Source organism: Chitinophaga sp. (assembly GCF_036569185.1).
In the GTDB taxonomy this organism is placed as follows: domain Bacteria; phylum Bacteroidota; class Bacteroidia; order Chitinophagales; family Chitinophagaceae; genus Chitinophaga.
The window spans coordinates 1-20,314 of sequence record NZ_DATCRD010000338.1 but is presented as its reverse complement, the minus strand read 5'-3'; the positions used below and the strand labels follow the sequence as shown (position 1 = coordinate 20,314).

The window sequence follows — 20,314 nt, the reverse complement described above, 5'->3', positions numbered from 1 at the left end:
TGGTTAAGCGCTCGTCTTAATTGCAATCGGTAAAAGTCTTCTAGTCTCTCTGTGTCTTATTTTAATTTATTATTGATTTGAATCATGACAAATACTGTGTAGCGGGTTTACAGCCATGGTCACAAGCCTATTATCTTGCAGATAGGTCCTTCTCATAAAGCAAATCAAATTTAGATTTTGGTTGACATCCACAAGGTAGAAAAAAAAAGTAAATCACAGTACATCTACTTAACATTATTTTAACAGCTGATAAATTTACTCTTACAACATCTTGATAATCAAGTTATAAGCATGTTAAAAAAATTCATTTTCCGGCTATAAGATACTGCAGCTGAAACTGGATCATTGTTTTTTTATTTCCATTTATAATATCATTACCGCTACCTATACGTGTCTGACCCGGATACAAACTCTGGTGGAAGCGCCCCCAGCATGTTAACCGGCGGCTACCCTTCCATTTTATATTCAGGTAATACTGCCAGCCTTCGCCATACAACTGTGAAACTGCGTTATCATATAGCACACTGCTTTCCGTTGCGTATATCCTGCTGTCATAACTACCTGTCTGAAAACGTGATAACCTCCCACTTATTGTGAATGGCAGATGATTAAACCGGTAACTGGCATCCTGGTAAATCATCCATCCCTGCTGTTTATCCCCGCTCATGCTATAGTTACTGCATTCCAGCCTTGTTTTGATATCCAGTTGTTTACTTACTTTCATGCTCCATTGAAAGCGTAGGTGCGTAGCCGTTACAGGGGCCAGTACCTTTACCGGGTTACCGGGCAGTAATAAATTTTCTTCACTTTGCCGGAAGTTATACCTCAGCAATAATGCCATCTTCTTACCCGGCACATAACTACCCTGCAGGAAAAAGTCCTTTCCGTGAGAAGGCGCATTGCTCCGGTATTTCAGCCAGGGGAAATAAAAAAGATCTGCATACCCGTCCACCTGCCATCGCGGGTTTATTTTCAATGTAACTGCAGCATATAACCCCTGTTCGTTAGCAGTCCGGTAGCTATCCCCGAACCCTTTGGCGTATAACGATTGATAAGCTTTATCGTAATACCTGTACACGATAGCCACATCAACCGTTGGCGCTACGCTTGTCAGCAGTCCTTGAACCACAGCAGGTTTCCCGTTACTGCTCACGGCAGCCTCTCCGAATAGATGTACATTTTTCCACGTACCGGAATAATCCACGCTCGCGGCAGTTAGTTCATCACCGTTAAAATCAAACTGGTTATACGGCGCCGTTTCCCTTTGCAATACCGGCGTTAAATGATGGCTGGTTATATTTCCTCCCAACTGCCACCTGGGGGCATGGTAACGGATATTGCCACCGGCGCTTAACTGTTGTACCTTCCCACGTTTGGCTGCTTCTGTTGCTGTACGGTGATAACCGCTGCTGATGATGCTGGCAGCGGTCACTTCATCCATCAGGGTATCTGTACTTGCATCCTGGTTACGAAGCGAAACAAAGGCAGTCAGTTCCCAACGCCGGTGCGCCAATGTAATGGCTGCTCCCCTGAAAAAATAAAACTCCCCGGCCGATGTGTAAGGCCGCAGCACTTCCCCTTCACGCTTTACCTGCATCACAGCCGCTCCTTTACCATAGGCCTGCCCCTGCCAGTTCAGCAACCCCTGTCCTATGTTCACGGTATAGTCGCCCAATGCAAGCGCCTTTACCTTCCTGTAGTTCCGGATAAAAATGTGTGCACTGTAAAAGTCAAACCCCTGCTGCTGTGCCCCTTTAAAAAAGGCTTCCCCCGCATCTTTCTCCATTGTTATTCCCCAACTCATATATCGCGGAAAACTATAACGGTAACGCATAAACACTTTATCCGGGCTTCCCCTGTAAGCCGGCAAAGTACTGTCGGTATGCATAAAGCCTTTCGCTTTCTCTCCTGCACGGCCATATCGTAGCAGCAACGAATGATCTCCTTTACGCATATAGTCTTTCAGGGTATAATGTGGCGCCAGGTCATTGCCTACCTCTACATATGGCAGTATACGCCTGATCACATCCGGCTCAAACCCCGGCACTGCCTGTAATTCGTAAATGCTCAGCAGATCTCCCAGTAAGGCGCGGTACTGCAAAAACCGGCTGATCTGTAAAGGCGTCAGCAAACCGATCGACTGCAATGCAGCTTCATCTGCCGTATTCAGGCGGATCTTATGCCTCGCTAAGGCATTTAAAGTTTGCCACTGGGCATCATCTTCTGACACCGCTTCAGTCCCCGCTGTTTCACGCTCCAGGTTATTTTCAGCTGCTGGAGATAATCCCTCCTCCTGACGCGCATATGCTCCACTAACTACCAGCAACAATAGCAAACAACCGGCAATGCTCCCAATCATCCAACGGGTAGTGGTCCTATCAATAACATTGAAAATAACTTCATGATGCATATAAAACCGCTTCGTCCATACAACCAGGATTCCCCTTATCATTCTGCCGTCAATGAGGGTGAAAGCTGCCATATCAGCGAAGTTGCAGGCGTAATACCCAGCTGCGGATGAAACGCAGCAGCAATATCTATCCGCAACGACCGGAGGAATAAAATCACCGCGGCATTATTATAGGCGGCGCCGGATGCAACACCTATTTCCAGTGCCAGTTGCCGGATAATGCGGTAATAAGCAGATGCCTTTACGGTGGTAAATGTGCCTATACCAATCACTTCGCCGGTCAGCAGGAAATCACGCGATGCCTCAAACCCTACGCCACCACTATACATTACAGCCGCATCGGCCGGTTTGTACACATGCATCCCTCCATGCCATTGCTCACTGATATGCCAGAGCAATCCTCCATCCACACTGATTTTTCCTGTACTCCCAAACCCCTGCACACTGGTGGTTTCATAATTAAACTGCAATCCTATACCGGCCTTCTTTCCTACCTGCATACCATAAGCTCCGCTCATCCGCTGCTGGCTCCAGGCAGTATTACCCAGTCTCGTAATGCTGCCACCGAATGCACCTTTATGAACAGGAACAGCTGCCATCACCGCATATAATGACGCTTCCTTTAACATAAACCTCTTCTCTGTATAAATACCTGCAGTCAAAGAAGACAAGCACGATAATCCTGCCGGGTTAGACCAGGCCGATATCACCTGCTGGAAATGACGGCTGTAACTGCCACTGCCGGTATATTTTCCTACCGGTGTTAATAAAGTTTGCGCATACGGCAGCGTTATCCACCACGTGAGTGAAAGGGTCAACAATAATTGTTTCATCAGGGAATTGGGTTTAACAATAAAATCTGCCGGCAAACAGGTTAACAATAATATCACCAGCGAATACAAAAATAAACAACTGAAATAAGCGAAGTGTTAATGAAACATAAACGCGGATTTTGTCTGACTCAGGATTAGGCTGATTATGCGGATTAGTTTTTTGGGAGATTTGGATGATTTTGTTGCTTCTATCTTTTTTATGACTGCTGAAAAGAGGGTTTTATTTTTTCGGGGAAAACTTTTTTATGCCTATACGCCTATCCGCAACATTGATCCATTAACTATGCTGATTCCTTTTATTTTCGCAGCATCACTAAAAATCTTCCTCCGGAGTTAAACACATCATATTGATTACATCAATTTCCCTTCTGCTTTTACAGCAAAAAAATTTCCAAAATAAATAATATCGATTACCCTGATCTATCATCTACAATATCCCTTAAAAAACAAAGGTTGTTTCTCTGAAAAAGAAACAACCTTCTATAATTTTAGCTACAATTATTACATCAACATCTCCCGGAAACTCCAAAACCATCCCCCACAAAAAAATCATCCAAATCCCCCAAAGTCAAATCCTTGTAATCAGTATAATCAGCCTAATCCTGAGTCAGACAACATCCGCGTATCAGAACAAGCCGTACAACTGGGAATCAATCCTCGAAATGATCTCACCCAGGTCTTCATCACTCTCCGGGAATTTGTTCTTGTCAATATCAATGATCAGTAAGGGTCCTTCGTTATATTTTTCAATCCAGTTATTATAATATTCGTTCAGCCGTTTCAGGTAGTCCAGCCGGATATTTTCCTCATACTCCCTTCCCCTTTTCTGAATCTGCGCTACCAGCGTAGGAACGGAGGCCTGCAGGTAAATCAGCAGGTCCGGTGGCTTCACCATGCTTTTCAGCGTCTCGAAAAAATTGAAGTAGTTATCAAAATCACGTTTGGTCATCAACCCCATTTCATAAAGATTAGGCGCAAAAATATGCGCATCTTCATAAATGGTCCTGTCCTGGATAACTGTTTCTTTTCCGTTCTGTACTTCCAGCAATTGCTTCAACCTTCCGTTCAGAAAATATATCTGCAGGTTAAAAGACCAGCGGGGCATATCTTCATAAAAATCGTTCAGGTAAGGGTTGTGCTCTACATCTTCATACTGCGGATGCCATTTGTAATGCCTGCACAACATTTCTGTGAGGGTGGTTTTGCCTGCGCCGATATTGCCGGCGATGGCGATATGTTTGATCTTATGCTGTTTTGCCATGCGATGTGAGGTGGTTAATATTGAAAATAGCTACAGTTGGCGACTTTTTCAATAATAATTTATACCAATTAGTTTTTTCGCCTGTTGCAAAGTTTGTGCCGCATTCGCCCTGGCCTTTTCTGCACCGGCTTTCATGATCTTCTTCAAATAGCCGGTATCACGCTGCAACTCTTTCGAGCGCTCGCGTATAGGCGATATAAATTTCACCATGTCTTCTCCCAACTGCTTCTTCAGATCTCCGAAACGGATATTGCCCTTGTTATTCCATTCTGATTCATAGAATGGTACCGCATCCGGGGCAGACACCAGTTTCATCAGGTCCAGCAGGTTCTGTACCGTTTCAGGTACAGGCGCTCCTGGTTCACCGGAACCACTGTCGGTTTTTGCTTTTTTGATCTTGTTGATGATCTTATCATCTTCATCTGCCAGGTATAAAGTGGCCAGCTCATTCTCACTTTTACTCATCTTGCCATTACCATCTAAACTGGGAATACGTACCAGGCTGTCGCCATAGTTAAACGCCTCTGGTTCGGGGAACAGGTCACCATAACGGTGATTGAACCGTTGGGCGAAGTTACGCGCCATTTCCAGGTGTTGCCCCTGGTCCTTTCCTACCGGCACTTTTACCGCGCGCTGGATCAGGATATCCACACTCATGAGCACCGGGTAAGTAAGTAACCCTGCGTTCACATTCTGCGGCTGCAGCCGCACCTTATCTTTAAAGGTAGGTACCTTCTCCAGCTCGCCCACATAGGCCAGCATATTCATCAGCAGGTACAACTCCGCTATTTCAGGAATATCACTCTGTACATACAGCGATACTTTTTCAGGATCCAGTCCTGACGCAATATTCTCCGCCAGTACCCGCATTACATTCCCCGGAAGATCCTTCGGATCAGGATGGGTGGTCAGTGAATGCCAGTCTGCCACAAAAAAATAGCAGTTAAACTCGTCCTGCATCCGGATATAATTACGGATCGCACCAAAATAATTACCTAAATGCAAATAACCGGTAGGGCGTATGCCGCTTACCACAATTTCTTTTTCAGTAGCCATAACAGGGCGCAATTTAAAGAATAGCTTTTAGCTTTTAGCCATTCACAACAGGCTGTTTTGTAAAAAAAACGCCAAAAGCCAAAAGCAGATGATCAAAAGCACTTTATTCTGTCCGTTTATCCCTAATTTTGAGATACTATCATATTTACCATTTATATTTCATTATCTTTTGATTTAATTTGATTATGGAAGTGAACGACGTACTGGTGCAGCAGCTGGCCGATCTGGCCAGACTGGAATTCAATGACCAGGAGAAGATTGAAATACGCGGAGACCTCCAGAGGATGATCACCTTTGTGGAGAAACTCAATGAACTGGATACGACCAACGTAAAACCATTACTTCATCTGACAGATGATTATAATGTTTTCAGGGAAGATAAGGTTATGCCCGTGATCACCCGTGAAGAAGCACTGAAAAACGCGCCTTCCGCCACGGAGGAATACTTTAAAGTGCCGAAAATAATAAAGAAATAACCCACATGGAAAAGTCCGTCATACACCTGGAAGAAATCAGGAAAAGCTATTTTCTCGGTAAAAATGAATTACCGGTACTAAAAGGCGTATCGCTGGACATCTTCAAAAATGAATATGTAGCGCTCATGGGGCCCTCCGGCTCCGGGAAGTCGACCCTCATGAACATCCTCGGATGCCTGGACACTCCCACCGCAGGGAAATACGTTCTCAGCGGACATGACGTGAGCAAAATGGAAGATAATGACCTGGCCGTTGTACGCGGTAAGGAAATAGGCTTTGTATTCCAGCAATTCAACCTCATGCCCCGGCTTACCGCCCTGGAAAATGTGGCCATCCCCCTCATCTATGCCGGCGTAAGCAAAAAGGAACGAGAGGAAAGAGCCATCGCCATGCTGAAAAAAGTAGGCCTGGGCGAACGCTATAAACACAAACCCAACGAGCTTTCCGGCGGACAATGCCAACGCGTGGCCATCGCCCGCGCCCTGGTAAATGATCCCTCCCTCATCCTCGCCGATGAACCCACCGGTAACCTCGATTCTAAAACATCCGTGGAAATCATGGAGATCTTCGGTACCATACACGCCTCCGGTAATACCGTAGTACTGGTTACCCATGAAGAAGATATTGCCGATCACGCCCGCCGCGTTATCCGCCTCCGCGATGGCGTTATCGAATCAGACCGCATCAACGAAAAAGTACACGCGTAAAATATTCGCATCATAAAATAACGGCGTTACAGGATCCTTCCCGTAACGCCGTTATTCGTAATTTGCAACCAATCAACACCAACACCCATGTCTTTCAAAATATATACTAAAACAGGCGATAAAGGCAAAACATCCCTCATCGGCGGCACCAAAGTACCCAAAAGCGATGTGCGCATTGATGCCTACGGCACCGTGGATGAGCTTAACTCCTACATCGGCCTGGTAAACGATTACATGGCAGACGCAGATACCAAAAGCCTGCTCCGCGAAATACAGGACCGCCTCTTTACCATAGGGGCCGCACTGGCCTGCGACCCCGACAAAGAAACCAAACTGAAAATACCGGACCTCCATGAAGCCGATATCACCCTTCTGGAAAAAAGCATCGACCAGATGAACGAGGAACTCCCCGTGATGAAGTCGTTCATCCTTCCCGGCGGACATGTAGCCGTATCTACCTGCCACATTGCCCGCTGTGTATGCCGCCGCACAGAACGCCTCTGCGTAGGCATGCAGGAACATGATATGTTCATTGAGCCACTGGTACTGAAGTATATTAACCGCCTCAGCGATTATCTCTTTGTCCTGGCCCGCTGGACCGGCCATAAACTGGGCGCCGCCGAAATCCCCTGGAAACCCCGGGTTTAGAAAATTGCTTAAATTTGTCAAATGTTTACAGGAATCATAGAAACACAAGCAGAAGTAGTATCCACCAGGAAAGAAGGCAGCAACCTGGTGCTCACGATACAAACGCCACTGGCAGCCGAATTGAAAATAGACCAGAGCGTGTCGCACAACGGTGTTTGCTTAACCGTTACCAATATAAAGGGTAATACCTACGAAACCGTGGCAATAGATGAAACCCTGCAAAAAACAAACCTCGGCCAGCTCAGCCCCACCCAGTTCGTAAACCTGGAAAGGGCAATGGTGTTCAACGGCCGCATCGACGGGCACCTGGTGCAAGGCCATGTAGACAGCGTAGGCGAATGCCTCTCCTGCCAGGAACAGGATGGCAGCTGGCTTTACCGCTTCCGCTATCCCTCCGAATTTGCAGCGCTGATCGTGGAAAAAGGAAGCATCTGCCTCAACGGTATCAGTCTCACCGTTTTCAACGTTACCAACGATGAATTCTCCGTAGCCATCATTCCATACACCTACGAATTCACCAACATATCAAAAATAAAAACCGGCAACCTCGTAAACCTGGAATTTGATATTCTCGGTAAATACGTGGCCAGGCAATTAGCGGTTAGGAATTAATGCCTGGGCCAACCGCCATCGCTAAAATAAATGGGAACCGCATGCTGAAATATCTCCTGCTCTGCACCATTCTTTTTTCTACCCTGCCGGCCAATGCACAGCAGGCGAAAGTAGCGCGCATAACAGCCTTTTATGACGCCGATGCGGTAACCGAATTGTACAACACAGCGCCACTAGGCATACGGCTTACCTATACCGACAGCTCTACCCAGCAAACAACAGGCCTGCTGGATGGAAATCTCCGCTGGAACAAACTAACCGTAAACAGCAGCAACGGGCAAGTACAAAACGGCGTACTACGTTTTAACAGGGAACAACTGGTAAAAGACAATTACCGTATAACCCTTACCGTTACCACGCCGGATAACTCTACCCATGAAGCCTTCCTGCAACTACCGGTTATCACCGGCATACGCTTCAATCATTACGCCGACAGTATAAAACGCGATATCCGTTTTTACCTGAATATAGAAGGAAAATTCAGCAGTGGGAAAGTATTTCCGCTCGACACAAGCGCTGTCCGCTTTGCTGCTTCAGATGGGAAATTAATTGGGCAGGATCTCTTACTACCTAAAAACGATACGGTAAAATCAGTGACCGTGGAAGCCTGGTACAAACATAACAACCGCCTCTACCTGCGCTCGGTGATTCCCGTAAAACAAGCGCCGGACGCAGATTCACTTATCATGAAGAATACCGACGGCATCTTTAGGAAGAAACGGAGAAATTAATTAAATCTTAGCAAACGTCCATACATGCTTCGCGGTTACTAAACTCATTATTCGTTTCTTTACTGTACGCTCTTTTTGAACGTATATTTAACTGTAAGCCATGCTACGAGGTCGTTCTTGTCTGTCATGCTTTGTACATCCTTGAAGCGGTAAGGATTGTCGTTGAAAAAATCTTTTCCATTTACAATTCCCCGTTCATAACTATTCATTGTCAGTGAATATCCCTGGCGCCCCCTTGCAAAGGCGTAAAAACTGATGATATATTCAATACGGTCATTCATCTTTGTACCATACCACAGCCAGAGATTGGCGTTCTTCAAGGCATACAGAGAATCATTACTGGTTTTATACCGGTAATTGCTTTCTTCATATTTGTAAGGTAACTCTGAAATAGAATCATTGGAAACAGCCAGTTTCTCATATTTTCCATATTCCAGTTTGGTGGTATTCCATAGCTCTTCCGGGGTTATTTCCGGCGTTACATCTTTTCCACCATTTACAGTGCCGCGATAGACCTTAAAGTCAATAATAGTTTTGTTGTCATAAACATATTCATACTTCTTATTTTCCTGTACAGGTGTATCTGTTTCTTCGTTGCTTATGTTCTTGTCTTTGGAACAGGCAACCAGTATTAGCAACGCGCTACAGAGCAAAGCTTTTGCGAGGACTGTATCTTTCATCCCGGGTTAATTTTACAAATTGTGGTCACAAATGGATAATTGGAATAGTAAATATAGGTATTTCTTATACGGGGTGTGGCGCTCATTAAAAGATCATGATAAGCACTCGCGGATTTAATTAAAAGATAACAAAGGGAGATATTGAATCTATTTTAACAACACTTACCAAAACAGAACATTGTCATATCAGCATACGCGACTTCAACTCCAGGTACTTGTTCACTACATTCAGCGTCAGCTGCTCCGGGGGGCTCAATAACGACATAATACCATATTTAGCCAGCTCCTTTACAATGAGCTTTTTATCATAGGCAAACTTCTGCGCAATGGTTTGCTTGTAAATACCTTCTATATCCTGCACAGTTTGTTCTGTTACCCGCTTCAACTCTGTATTCTCAAAAAACACTACCAGCACCAGGTGATAACGCGCCAAACGCCGTAAAAAAGGTAACTGCCGGTGCAGGCTGGACATTGACTCAAAATTAGTATAGATCATCAGCAGCGACCTTGTGGATAAACTGCTGCGCAGTTGCACGCTCAAAGCTTCGTAGTCGCTCTCCTGCCACAATGTTTCCTGTGCATACAGCGTTTCCAGGATCTTGTTCACCTGCACTTTTTTATTGCTGGCAGCCAGTACCTCTACTTTGTTTTCCGTGAAAGTAACCAGCCCGGCTTTGTCTCCTTTGTCTACCGCCACATTACTAAACACCAGCGATGAATTGATCGCATAATCCAGCAGCGATAATCCATTGAAAGGCATCTTCATATTACGGCCTTTGTCGATAATGGAGTACACCTGCTGCGATCTCTCTTCCACGTAATTATTGATCATCAGGTTACCGCTGCGGGCAGTGGCTTTCCAGTTCAGCATACGCACATCATCCCCTTTTGTATACGGTTTGATGTGATCAAATTCCATACTATGACCAATGACCCGGCGCTTATGCACTCCCAGCTCATTCAACCGGTTCATATAGGAATACAACGCATAGTGCCGCAGCTGGTGAAAGCTGGGATATACGCTGATGGTTTGCTCATTATTAAATACAAAACGCCGGTTCACAATACCTAGCGCGCTTCTTACAAATACGTTGCTGTAACCAAAATTATACACACCTCTTTCTACCGGCCTCAACACATACCGGAAAATATGCGCGCCTCCTGTTGCCACCTTTGCTTTCAATAAAAAATCGCGGCGCTGGAACTGCAATGGCAGCTCATCTATCACAGATACAAACACCGGGAACGGGTACCCGTTCCGGAAATCCAGCAACACCTCGTTGTCATCACCATTACTGAAACGGTTGCCTGTTTTACGTTCCATCGATACAATAGTGGAAGGGCGCAGGATCAGCAGGATCATATCCAGCAATACAATGCCCATCAGCACAATAAAAGCGATCAATGCAATATTGAAAAGGCGCGGAACAAAAAACGAAAGGATAAACAACAGGATATTCCCTCCCAGCAGGAAGTAAAGCCTGTTGGTAAAAAAGAGTATCTGGAATAAATTATTTTTCACAGTGGCTGACATACTAATATCTTCTTGGAGATGATTATCTCGGTACCTCTATCGATTTTACGATCTGTGCAATCACGTCATCTGTTTTGATGCCTTCCATTTCTTTTTCAGGAGTAAGCATAATGCGGTGGCGCAATACATGCGGCACCATTTCCACCACGTCGTCGGGGATCACAAAATCACGGTTCTTCATTGCGGCAGATGCTTTAGCGCAGTTCATAACGGCAATGGATGCACGCGGTGATGCACCCAGGTACAGCGATGAGTTCATACGTGTTTCATTGATGATGGAGGCAATGTAGTGGAACAGCTTTTCATCTACCACTACCTGTCTTACCAGGTTCTGGAATTCTATGATCTGCGTGGTAGTTACTACTTTGCTGATCATTTTTGTAAGGTCTGTTGTACCGCTGAAATGATGGATACCGCGTAATACCGCTACCTCCTCTTCCAGGTTGGGATATTTTACTTCTATCTTAAACAGGAACCTGTCCAGCTGCGCTTCCGGTAACCGGTAAGTACCTTCCTGCTCAATTGGGTTTTGTGTGGCTATCACCATGAAAGGCCGGTCCAGCGACCAGGTGGTACCGTCGTTGGTGATCTGTCTTTCCTCCATTACTTCAAACAGGGCCGACTGTGTTTTTGCCGGGGCGCGGTTTATCTCATCGATCAACACCAGGTTGCTGAAAATGGGTCCTTTCTTGTATTCAAACTCCCTGGTTTGCGGGTTAAAAACAGAAGTGCCCAGTACATCCGCCGGCATCAGGTCAGGTGTAAACTGGATGCGGCTGAAATCAGCATCCACACATTGTGCCAGCAACTTGGCGGTGAGTGTTTTGGCTACACCGGGAACACCTTCAATCAGTACATGCCCCTGCGTAAGCAAGCCCGCTATCAGCAGGTCCACCATCTGGTGCTGCCCTACTATTACTTTACCTATCTGCTCCCTGATAGCTTCCACACCTTCATGCAAGGCAGAAAAATCAGTCCTGGGTTGAAATGTATTGGTATCCATTTATTTCGTATTTATATAAAATTGTTGAATGCGGTTATAAAAGTCTTTCAGCTGCTCATCACTGATATTTTCTTCCAGCTGAACATGATGCACCATTTGCAACAGCTTTCTTATCTCTTCTTCCGCTACTGCCGATTTACGCGATAGCGAAGCAATAAATTCATCGTTCAGTACATTCGTGTTCAGGTAATAACGGGAACGGATATACTCCATAAAATGAACGATCATTTTATGGGCCAGGTTGTAGTTATTATGCTGTTGATAATACAACTGGCCGATGGCATCCACAAACTCCAGCGAAGTGTTGACAACAGGCGGCTTATCCGGAATGATCCGCTGCCGGCGCTTGCTTTCAAACAATACATACAGCAGCAGCAATACTACGGCGAGCCATAGCGCCCAGCGCATAGATGGGTAGCGCATCAGCACCTGCCACTCGCTGAAATCACCCGACTGTGCACTATGCTGGTTATTATAAAAATCATCCCAGTATACATTGCTGGCGCCGTCTGCCAGGTACGACAACTGCGTTTCCAGTGCTTTCACATTATCGCGGTGCAGTAAAAAATAATTGGTAAAAGTGTATGGATTCAGCAGCAGGTAAACGTAACCACGATTGTAGGCAACACGGATAAAATTAGGTTTGTTCTTATAGTTGTAGCCCAGTATGCTGGTAGTATTGCTATCTACCCCTGAAAAATAACTGCCGCTCACCATTCCCGGGTAACTGAAGGAAGTATCCAATGGGATGGTTTCATCTGCATACCGCTGTACAACGCCTTCTTTTTTGAATTGCATGTTGTTGCTTTCCACGGTAACAAACTTCAGCGTTTGTTCCAGCAGGGGATCCGGCGTATTAACAGCAATAAACAGTTCATTTCCCCGCGATACATAATCCAGCATAGCTGCTATATCCTTTTCGGTGATAAACAGCCGGTCGGCCACCAGGATATATACATTATTGCGGAACTTTATTTCGTTGTCTTTATCAAAAGTTCGTGCAAATGGCTTTGTTACCACCTGTACAGAATTTCTCAGGAACAGTTGCGGCAGCATTCTGAAAGCGGCATATGCGCCACCCGCCTTTTTATCTTTGCTGTAAAAAGAGGATTGCGTCATATCGGTAGACTGCTCATTCTTCCTGTTCGCAAAATTTCCGCTTGCCACCACCAGTACTACCAGCAGCAGCAAAACAGACAGGATCGCATATATAGGCTTCTTCTTCACGAAACTTTTCCGATTGTGTTATTAAAATCCCTGAACTCCTGGTTGATATTCCTGAAATTTTCCTCACTTACATCAAACCCTCCATACCAGATATATTCATAGTCTAACGTTAATGTGGCAAACTTTTTATAATACGGGGTGCTCCGCATACTGCGCAGGTAATCGTTGTTGGTTTTCTCTCTTCCCGGTACTATCAGTTCCCGGCCTGCCAGCTGGAACAAGGTATACAGGTACCACCAGCGGATGGCCTGCCGCATTTCCCCTGCTGCTATCGCCGCTTTTATCTTCTCTTCATATTCCTGCGCACTGTGCAGCTCTTCCTCATGTACTTCTGTTAAACCTTCTATTAACTGGGGTTTACGGAAGAAGCCAATGCCATTGTTTTTCATAAACCAATATACCAGGAAACCCAAGCCCGCCAGCAGCAACAGCATTATAATAATACGGATAGTGCTGATGGCAGAAAACAAAGCCATTAAGAACCTTTGCATCCAGGAGTTGTCCGGTGGTGGTTCCGGTGGTATGTCTTTATACTGCAGCTTTTTATCTTTCTTCAGGGCTTTCACCAGTGAATCCTGTACTGTGCGCAACTGGAAGGGAGGCGCTTCTTCTTCATAATTTTCATCTGATTCGGCGAGGGGTGCTTCCGCTTCTGCAGCGGCGTTTATGGTAGCGATACTATCTTCTGTGATCCTTGCCTGTAATAAGCTGTCGTATTCCTCCTTACTTGCGGCAGTTTGTTCATTTTGCGCCCTGCTTTGAAGGGCCCCGCAAAGCAGCAGTAACAGCAGGCTGTATTTAATCCGGTGAAAAATATTCATGTTACTGCTTTGAAAGGATAAATGGTGTTAATACTTTCCCTTCCGCACTCAATCGATATCCTTTCTTATGCAGGTAAATGGGATAAAAAATAAAGTAGCCCAGTATAAAGGCCAGTGAGCCGAGGAGGATAAAAAGGCTTACCGGCAACGGCATCTCCGTATACCTGGTTACAAAACTTTCCAGGAAAGCTGCCACAACAAATACCGGGATCAGGGTTACCATGATCTTAATACCGTCTTTAGCGCCTTTGCGAAGAGAATCCAGCCTTTTCCGCGTACCGGGAAACAGGATGCTTTTACCCATGATGATGCCTGCGCAACCTGCAATCACAATACTGGATATTTCCAGCGTGCCATGTATCCAGATCACCAGGATAGATTTCCAGCCCAGCCCGTGTGAGAAGAAGATATACTGGAAAACGCCCAGCATCACGCCATTGCGCAGCAACAGGTACATGGAGCCAACACCCAGGAAAATGCCGCCTAAATAGCAATAGAAAGATACCATGATGTTGTTGTAGGCAATCCGGAAAAACATCAGTATAGGATTACCATCTTTATATACGCCGAAAGGATCCTTATTCGCAATGTTCCGCTCGGTCATATTTACATACTCATCTCCTAATACGCCCCGCACAAAGGTTTCATCATGCGCCGATGAAAATGCACCGATTATACAGAACAATAAAAAGAAACAAAGCGTAAATAATAACAACCGGTGATGCTTGCGGAACAGCAACGGCAATTCATATTTAAAAAACAACTGGAAACGTCCTACATCTTCCTTGCGGTTCTGGTAAATGCGGTGATAAATACCCGCAGCCAAACCGTTGATATAACGGGTTACTTTACTGAAGCTGTAAAAAGTTTTAGCGTAAGACAGATCATCTAACAGTGATACAAATCTTTCCGCCATTTCATCAGGGTCGTCTGTCGGTTCCTCCTGGTATTTCTTCCAGCGCGACAAATTCTTTTTGATAAACAGCGATTCTCTCATAGTGAGTCCTTTCCCTTTTAAAATACAGATATCACCTACAGTAATGGGTTACTAATGGGGAAATACCGGCAAACATACTAAATCGTTTAACAATATATAAACAAATATGTAAATTTGAGTATGGCAGATATAAAAATACCGACTTCTTTCAATATAGACCTGGAATTTGAATCAGCAGACATCATGAAAAGATTCCTGGCCTGGCTCATCGATTTCGCCATCCGCGCCTTTTATTACCTGGTGGCGTATATGACATTAAGTTCCTTTCGCATAGAAATGGAAGGGCATATAGGCCTCTATTTCTTCCTTGTATTTCTACCCCTGTTGTTTTATTTCCCTGCCACGGAAATAGGGATGAAAGGACAAACGCCCGGCAAAAAAATACTGAGCCTGCAGGTGGTAAGCATGACGGGCAACCAGCCAAGCATCAGCCAGCACCTGATAAGATGGATATTCCGTATCATAGAAACACCGTTATATTTTTTCATGCTGGTGCCAGTCATTATCCCTACCGTATCTATTGTGCGCACTCCTTATAACCAACGGCTGGGCGATCTGGTAGCCGGTACCATCGTGATCAGTACCAAAAGAAAAGGCAGTATTGAAGAAACCATCTTCCGCGATCTTTCCAACAGCGATTACAAACCGCAGTTCCCGCAGATCATGAAACTGTCTGACAGGGATATGAATAAAGTAAAAGACCTGCTGGACCGCGCGCTGAAGGCAAATGATGAAGACCTCGCCGGCAGGGTGGCGATGCGGGTAAAGGAAGTGCTGCATATTGAGTCGGAACTTCCTAATACTTATTTTCTTGAGACGGTGCTGAATGATTATAATTATTATACTACGCAGGAGCATTAAAAAAGGCGGCTGATCATCTCAGCCGCCTCGTTCATAACACTTATTTTGATCAGGCCGTTTTTCCTATCGAATTAAGATCGTCGTTTACATTATTGAAACGGGTGGGATCGCCTGCAGGACCTTTGTACACAATAGTGCGGTCGAATGCAAGGATAGGGTAAAACACGATAGGCAACAATATCAGCCCTACCGTAAACCCTTCGGTTTTGCCGAAACTTTTACTGAGCAGGTTGGTAGCCCAGATACCCCAAATGGCGCCGATGTAGGGAATACACATCAGGATCACCCAATACCAGGGCTTGCCAATAATTTGTGTAAGTACATAAACATTGTAGATAGGGATAATTGCTTTCCAGCCTTCCTGGCCGGCTTTCTCGAATACTTTCCACATGCAGATGACAAAAAAGACGAGAAACGCTAAACAGATAATTAAAAATACGCCACTGAACATGGCGCCGAAGGCACTGCTGCTTTCATAACTTGTTTCCATAATTGAGGTTTAAGTGGTTTAAAAAAATGAATGACAATATAATTTGGGATACGTTCGCTTTCCAAATATATATAATTTTTCCCATTACATAGCGTAATCAGTATTAACCTTCAAAGAATACGTATTCCTACGGTTTTAAAAAATATTTCAACATTTCCATTTCTAATATTTGGATATTCAGCGCATTATATTACCTTTGCAACCGGCAAGTCTTATACGACCAGCTCCTACTGAACTCCCCCAGGACAGGAATGTAGCAAGGGTAGGTGGTTGTAGCGGTGCGATATAAGTAACTTGCCTTTTTTTTCTTTGTTTTATTGTCATTAGTTGCTTGTCAATAGTATCCTGGTTGCTATTTTCTCCACCTCTTCACTAATGACGGCATCTCCACAAACGGTTCATTTCCTGACAACTAATTTATCATAGTATGAAATTCTTTATCGATACAGCTAATCTGGCGCAAATCAAAGAAGCTCATGATCTTGGCGTTCTGGATGGTGTAACCACCAATCCTTCTCTCATGGCCAAAGAAGGTATTAAAGGCGACGCTGCAATTATTAAACATTACGAAGATATCTGCGAAATAGTAGATGGTGATGTAAGTGCAGAAGTGCTCTCTACCGATTTTAATTCCATCATTGAAGAAGGTAAAAAACTGGCCGCTATTCACCCGAATATCGTGGTGAAAGTGCCTATGATAAAAGACGGCGTAAAAGCCATCAAATGGTTTACCGACAATGGTATCAGAACCAACTGCACCCTGGTGTTCTCTGCCGGTCAGGCTATCCTGGCTGCTAAAGCAGGGGCAGCTTACGTTTCTCCCTTCATTGGCCGTATAGACGATACCAATTGGGATGGCGTGGAACTGATCGCTCAGATTGCACAGATCTACAGCTTACAGGGTTACAAAACCGAAATCCTGGCAGCCTCTATCCGTAGCGCACTTCATATCGTGAAATGTGCGGAAGTAGGCGCCGACGTATGTACCTGCCCGTTAGATTCTATCCTCGGCCTGCTGAAACATCCGTTAACAGATATCGGTCTCGCTAAATTCCTGGAAGACGCAAAGAAAATGTAGTCTCAATATTTTTTAGATGGTGTATCCCCGGTGCAGTAATTGCGCCGGGGATTTTTTTTCCCTCCGGGAGATGATCATGTTTTGTTGGATAATTTATCTAAATTCAGTAATAATATCCACGTAAACCCGGTAATATATAAACGAAAAGCCAATGGGAAAATATATTCTTTCGCTGGATCAGGGTACCACCAGCTCCCGCGCCATTATTTTTGACCACAATGGCGGCATCAAAGCAGTTGCCCAGAAAGAATTCAAACAGATATTCCCCCAACCCGGATGGGTAGAACATGATGCAATGGAAATCTGGACCTCACAGGCCAGTGTAGCCGCCGAAGCCATACTCAAATTAAGAGTGTCCGGGGAAAACATTGCCGCCATCGGTATCACCAATCAACGCGAAACTACCATCGTATGGGACAAACGCACCGGCAAACCCATACATAACGCCATTGTGTGGCAAGACAGGCGCACGGCCGCCTATTGCGACTCCCTCATCAAAGAAGGGAAGGAACAACTGGTGAAAGATAAAACCGGCCTGCGCATCGACGCTTACTTCTCTGGTACCAAAATAAAATGGATCCTCGATAATGTGCCAGACGCCCGCCGGAAAGCAGATAACGGCGAGCTCGCATTTGGTACGGTCGACAGCTGGCTGGTATGGAACTTCTCCAACGGCAAGCTACACATTACAGACGTAAGCAATGCTTCCCGCACGTTGTTGTTCAACATCCACGATATGCACTGGGACCAGGAGCTGCTGGACCTCTTCGATATTCCCGCCTCCATGTTGCCGGAAGTAAAGCAGTCCAGCGAGGTGTATGGTTACTCGGAAGCCAACCTTACCCCCTATCGCATTCCCATTGCCGGTATTGCCGGCGACCAACAGGCAGCTTTGTTCGGGCAGTTATGCACACAACCCGGCATGCTTAAAAATACCTATGGCACCGGCTGTTTTATGGTGTTGAATACCGGCGATAAACCTATTCCTTCCAAAAACAACCTGCTTACCACCGTAGCCTGGAAAATCAACGGTAAAACCACCTACGCGCTGGAAGGCAGCATTTTCATTGGCGGCGCGGTGGTGCAATGGCTCCGTGATGGTCTTGGTATAATCCGCCATTCTGCCGATATAGAAAAACTGGCCGCCAGCGTACCTCACAGCGATGGCGTATACCTGGTACCTGCATTTGCCGGCCTGGGCGCTCCTTACTGGAACCAGCATGCCCGTGGTACCATGGTGGGCCTCACCCGCGGCTCTACCGCCGCCCACATCGCCCGCGCTGCCCTTGATAGCATCGCCTTTCAAACAATGGACGTCATGAAAGCCATGGAAGCAGATGCCGGTATGCCCATCTCCGAGCTAAGGGTAGATGGCGGCGCTACAAAAAATAACCTGCTCATGCAGTTCCAGGCCGATCTGCTCAACCTAAGAGTGGTTCGTCCTACTATTACAGAAACCACCGCACTGGGCGCAGCATATCTTGCCGGGCTTGCCATTGGCTTCTGGGACAGCATCGAAACCATTGCACAACAATGGAAAATAGACGCCACCTTCGATGCTGCGATGGAACCTGCGGAAAACAAACGCTTGTGCAACGAGTGGAAACGCGCCATCAGGGCGGCCCAGGCATGGACCGAAGAATAACATTCACCCACGTTTATCAATATTCCTTATGTCACCTTTTTTAGCTGAACTGGTTGGTACCGCATTCCTCATCGTATTGGGCGACGGCGTGGTAGCCAGCGTAATTCTCAACAAATCCAAAGGCAACCAGGGCGGCTGGATTGTTATCACCCTGGGATGGGGCATGGCGGTGTTCATCGGCGTATATGCCACTGCCAAATACAGCGGCGCGCACCTCAACCCTGCTGTCACTTTTGCCCAGGCGCTGCAAGGGAAGTTTCCATGGGAGAATGTTCCCGCCTATATAGCTGCGCAGATAACCGGCGCTATGCTCGGCGCACTCCTGGTATGGCTCGCTTATAAAAAGCAATTCGATGAAACACCCGATGCTGATACCAAGCTGGGCGTATTCTGTACTATCCCGGCCATCCGCAACCCGAAGTATAACTTCCTCACGGAGTTCATTGCTACCATGGTATTCATCCTGGCCATCTTATATATCACCGGCCCCACCGCCGGCATCGGTTCATTGGATGCGCTGCCAGTAGCTTTCGTGGTGTTGGCCATCGGCTTGTCGCTAGGCGGCCCTACTGGCTATGCCATCAACCCCGCAAGGGATTTCGGTCCACGACTGATGCACTCCCTCCTCCCCATTCCAGGCAAACGCAACAGCGACTGGAGCTACGCATGGATCCCCATTCTCGGCCCACTTGCCGGCGCAGCGGCCGCAGCTTTCCTGTACCAGTACCTCCTGCACTAAGCATGCGGATTTTGTCTGACTCAGGATTATGATGATTATAATGATTAACATGATTTGACTTTTATTTTTGTTTTTGGGAGAATTTTGGAAGATTTGGAGCAATTGGTTGCAATATCTCTCCCTGGGTAATATTTAATGGCGTCTGCTGTGTTTAAATAGAAGGCCGTAAATCTCAAATAAACCAGAAGACGCATTGCCAATATTAACATTGGCAATGCGTCTTCTGGTTTATAGCAGGAATCAAAAAACAGCGCCAATTGTCTGCAATCCACTGATCTAGCCTACCTGAAAAATTAATAATCTATTTAAGCCTTACAAGCATCAATCTCTGAACCAGCAAACCCGGTAATTAGCCTAAATCTTCTAAAATTCTCCCAAAATCAAAAACAAAAGTCAAATCATGTTAATCATTATAATCATCATAATCCTGAGTCAGACAAATTCCGCAACAATCCTCGCAACTATCTCCCGGTAAACACCACCCACAAAGCACTACCAACCAATT

Annotated in this window: 20 protein-coding genes and 1 other RNA gene; 10 read left to right on the top strand and 11 right to left on the bottom strand. The window is 45.7% G+C overall.

What is annotated here, in order from left to right; translation table 11 throughout:
* Window positions 1-304: 304 nt before the first annotated feature.
* The 4 genes from VIM72_RS25850 to trpS form a co-directional block, all read right to left on the bottom strand.
* Window positions 305-2,482, bottom strand: coding sequence for a helix-hairpin-helix domain-containing protein (locus VIM72_RS25850; RefSeq protein ID WP_332005712.1), 2,178 nt, complete (start codon window positions 2,480-2,482; stop codon window positions 305-307).
* Complete coding sequence (locus VIM72_RS25845) at window positions 2,449-3,243, bottom strand: hypothetical protein (protein WP_332005711.1); 795 nt, start codon at window positions 3,241-3,243, stop codon at window positions 2,449-2,451. The genes VIM72_RS25850 and VIM72_RS25845 overlap by 34 nt, the downstream gene beginning before the upstream one ends.
* A 625-nt stretch (window positions 3,244-3,868) precedes the next feature.
* Window positions 3,869-4,504 carry a deoxynucleoside kinase gene (locus VIM72_RS25840; RefSeq protein ID WP_332005710.1) on the bottom strand — a complete coding sequence of 212 codons (636 nt, stop codon included), beginning with the start codon at window positions 4,502-4,504 and terminating at the stop codon, window positions 3,869-3,871.
* 48 nt (window positions 4,505-4,552) lie between these two features.
* Window positions 4,553-5,560, bottom strand: coding sequence for a tryptophan--tRNA ligase (gene trpS, locus VIM72_RS25835; RefSeq protein WP_332005709.1), 1,008 nt, complete (start codon window positions 5,558-5,560; stop codon window positions 4,553-4,555).
* 185 nt (window positions 5,561-5,745) lie between these two features.
* Here trpS and gatC point away from each other — a divergent pair, with 185 nt between their 5' ends.
* From gatC to VIM72_RS25810, 5 genes are all read left to right on the top strand, one after another.
* Window positions 5,746-6,036, top strand: coding sequence for an Asp-tRNA(Asn)/Glu-tRNA(Gln) amidotransferase subunit GatC (gene gatC, locus VIM72_RS25830; RefSeq protein ID WP_332005708.1), 291 nt, complete (start codon window positions 5,746-5,748; stop codon window positions 6,034-6,036).
* Window positions 6,037-6,041: 5 nt separating this feature from the next.
* The gene (locus tag VIM72_RS25825; RefSeq protein ID WP_332005707.1) at window positions 6,042-6,743 is read left to right on the top strand and encodes an ABC transporter ATP-binding protein; all 702 of its coding nucleotides are present in this window, start codon (window positions 6,042-6,044) and stop codon (window positions 6,741-6,743) included.
* A gap of 87 nt (window positions 6,744-6,830) precedes the next feature.
* Window positions 6,831-7,391, top strand: coding sequence for a cob(I)yrinic acid a,c-diamide adenosyltransferase (locus tag VIM72_RS25820; protein WP_332005706.1), 561 nt, complete (start codon window positions 6,831-6,833; stop codon window positions 7,389-7,391).
* A gap of 21 nt (window positions 7,392-7,412) precedes the next feature.
* Window positions 7,413-8,003, top strand: a complete 591-nt coding sequence (locus VIM72_RS25815) for a riboflavin synthase (protein ID WP_332005705.1) — start codon at window positions 7,413-7,415, stop codon at window positions 8,001-8,003.
* Between the two features lie 41 nt (window positions 8,004-8,044).
* The gene (locus tag VIM72_RS25810; protein WP_332005704.1) at window positions 8,045-8,734 is read left to right on the top strand and encodes a hypothetical protein; all 690 of its coding nucleotides are present in this window, start codon (window positions 8,045-8,047) and stop codon (window positions 8,732-8,734) included.
* A gap of 59 nt (window positions 8,735-8,793) precedes the next feature.
* Here VIM72_RS25810 and VIM72_RS25805 read toward each other — a convergent pair whose 3' ends face one another.
* The 6 genes from VIM72_RS25805 to VIM72_RS25780 form a co-directional block, all read right to left on the bottom strand.
* Window positions 8,794-9,414 (bottom strand): hypothetical protein, encoded by a 621-nt coding sequence (locus VIM72_RS25805; protein WP_332005703.1) that lies wholly within the window; start codon window positions 9,412-9,414, stop codon window positions 8,794-8,796.
* A 181-nt stretch (window positions 9,415-9,595) separates the two neighbouring features.
* Window positions 9,596-10,948 (bottom strand): DUF58 domain-containing protein, encoded by a 1,353-nt coding sequence (locus VIM72_RS25800; protein WP_332005702.1) that lies wholly within the window; start codon window positions 10,946-10,948, stop codon window positions 9,596-9,598.
* A gap of 22 nt (window positions 10,949-10,970) precedes the next feature.
* A complete protein-coding gene (locus VIM72_RS25795) occupies window positions 10,971-11,951 on the bottom strand; it encodes a MoxR family ATPase (protein WP_332005701.1) in 981 nt (326 codons plus the stop codon).
* A complete protein-coding gene (locus tag VIM72_RS25790) occupies window positions 11,952-13,178 on the bottom strand; it encodes a DUF4350 domain-containing protein (protein WP_332005700.1) in 1,227 nt (408 codons plus the stop codon).
* Entirely contained in the window at window positions 13,175-13,999 is an 825-nt protein-coding gene (locus tag VIM72_RS25785) for a hypothetical protein (RefSeq protein ID WP_332005699.1), read from the bottom strand. The genes VIM72_RS25790 and VIM72_RS25785 overlap by 4 nt, the downstream gene beginning before the upstream one ends.
* 1 nt (window position 14,000) lies before the next feature.
* Window positions 14,001-14,996, bottom strand: coding sequence for a stage II sporulation protein M (locus tag VIM72_RS25780; protein ID WP_332005698.1), 996 nt, complete (start codon window positions 14,994-14,996; stop codon window positions 14,001-14,003).
* A gap of 120 nt (window positions 14,997-15,116) precedes the next feature.
* Here VIM72_RS25780 and VIM72_RS25775 point away from each other — a divergent pair, with 120 nt between their 5' ends.
* The gene (locus tag VIM72_RS25775; protein ID WP_332005697.1) at window positions 15,117-15,857 is read left to right on the top strand and encodes an RDD family protein; all 741 of its coding nucleotides are present in this window, start codon (window positions 15,117-15,119) and stop codon (window positions 15,855-15,857) included.
* Between the two features lie 49 nt (window positions 15,858-15,906).
* Here VIM72_RS25775 and VIM72_RS25770 read toward each other — a convergent pair whose 3' ends face one another.
* Window positions 15,907-16,347 carry a DUF5684 domain-containing protein gene (locus VIM72_RS25770; protein ID WP_332005696.1) on the bottom strand — a complete coding sequence of 147 codons (441 nt, stop codon included), beginning with the start codon at window positions 16,345-16,347 and terminating at the stop codon, window positions 15,907-15,909.
* Window positions 16,348-16,550: 203 nt separating this feature from the next.
* On the opposite strand from VIM72_RS25770, the gene ffs reads away from it, so the two are divergent.
* From ffs to VIM72_RS25750, 4 genes are all read left to right on the top strand, one after another.
* An RNA gene (ffs, locus tag VIM72_RS25765) (signal recognition particle sRNA small type) lies at window positions 16,551-16,650 on the top strand.
* 124 nt (window positions 16,651-16,774) lie between these two features.
* Window positions 16,775-17,425 carry a fructose-6-phosphate aldolase gene (gene fsa, locus VIM72_RS25760; RefSeq protein ID WP_142686038.1) on the top strand — a complete coding sequence of 217 codons (651 nt, stop codon included), beginning with the start codon at window positions 16,775-16,777 and terminating at the stop codon, window positions 17,423-17,425.
* Window positions 17,426-17,576: 151 nt separating this feature from the next.
* Window positions 17,577-19,070, top strand: a complete 1,494-nt coding sequence (gene glpK, locus VIM72_RS25755) for a glycerol kinase GlpK (RefSeq protein ID WP_332005695.1) — start codon at window positions 17,577-17,579, stop codon at window positions 19,068-19,070.
* 28 nt (window positions 19,071-19,098) lie between these two features.
* The gene (locus VIM72_RS25750) at window positions 19,099-19,809 is read left to right on the top strand and encodes an MIP/aquaporin family protein (protein WP_332005694.1); all 711 of its coding nucleotides are present in this window, start codon (window positions 19,099-19,101) and stop codon (window positions 19,807-19,809) included.
* Window positions 19,810-20,314 lie beyond the last annotated feature (505 nt).

Coding starts and splice junctions, on each gene's coding strand:
- VIM72_RS25850 (WP_332005712.1), bottom strand. CDS start 2,482: ATGGCAGCTTTCACCCTCATTGACGGCAGAATGATAAGGGGAATCCTG.
- VIM72_RS25845 (WP_332005711.1), bottom strand. CDS start 3,243: ATGAAACAATTATTGTTGACCCTTTCACTCACGTGGTGGATAACGCTG.
- VIM72_RS25840 (WP_332005710.1), bottom strand. CDS start 4,504: ATGGCAAAACAGCATAAGATCAAACATATCGCCATCGCCGGCAATATC.
- trpS (WP_332005709.1), bottom strand. CDS start 5,560: ATGGCTACTGAAAAAGAAATTGTGGTAAGCGGCATACGCCCTACCGGT.
- gatC (WP_332005708.1), top strand. CDS start 5,746: ATGGAAGTGAACGACGTACTGGTGCAGCAGCTGGCCGATCTGGCCAGA.
- VIM72_RS25825 (WP_332005707.1), top strand. CDS start 6,042: ATGGAAAAGTCCGTCATACACCTGGAAGAAATCAGGAAAAGCTATTTT.
- VIM72_RS25820 (WP_332005706.1), top strand. CDS start 6,831: ATGTCTTTCAAAATATATACTAAAACAGGCGATAAAGGCAAAACATCC.
- VIM72_RS25815 (WP_332005705.1), top strand. CDS start 7,413: ATGTTTACAGGAATCATAGAAACACAAGCAGAAGTAGTATCCACCAGG.
- VIM72_RS25810 (WP_332005704.1), top strand. CDS start 8,045: ATGCTGAAATATCTCCTGCTCTGCACCATTCTTTTTTCTACCCTGCCG.
- VIM72_RS25805 (WP_332005703.1), bottom strand. CDS start 9,414: ATGAAAGATACAGTCCTCGCAAAAGCTTTGCTCTGTAGCGCGTTGCTA.
- VIM72_RS25800 (WP_332005702.1), bottom strand. CDS start 10,948: ATGTCAGCCACTGTGAAAAATAATTTATTCCAGATACTCTTTTTTACC.
- VIM72_RS25795 (WP_332005701.1), bottom strand. CDS start 11,951: ATGGATACCAATACATTTCAACCCAGGACTGATTTTTCTGCCTTGCAT.
- VIM72_RS25785 (WP_332005699.1), bottom strand. CDS start 13,999: ATGAATATTTTTCACCGGATTAAATACAGCCTGCTGTTACTGCTGCTT.
- VIM72_RS25780 (WP_332005698.1), bottom strand. CDS start 14,996: ATGAGAGAATCGCTGTTTATCAAAAAGAATTTGTCGCGCTGGAAGAAA.
- VIM72_RS25775 (WP_332005697.1), top strand. CDS start 15,117: ATGGCAGATATAAAAATACCGACTTCTTTCAATATAGACCTGGAATTT.
- VIM72_RS25770 (WP_332005696.1), bottom strand. CDS start 16,347: ATGGAAACAAGTTATGAAAGCAGCAGTGCCTTCGGCGCCATGTTCAGT.
- fsa (WP_142686038.1), top strand. CDS start 16,775: ATGAAATTCTTTATCGATACAGCTAATCTGGCGCAAATCAAAGAAGCT.
- glpK (WP_332005695.1), top strand. CDS start 17,577: ATGGGAAAATATATTCTTTCGCTGGATCAGGGTACCACCAGCTCCCGC.
- VIM72_RS25750 (WP_332005694.1), top strand. CDS start 19,099: ATGTCACCTTTTTTAGCTGAACTGGTTGGTACCGCATTCCTCATCGTA.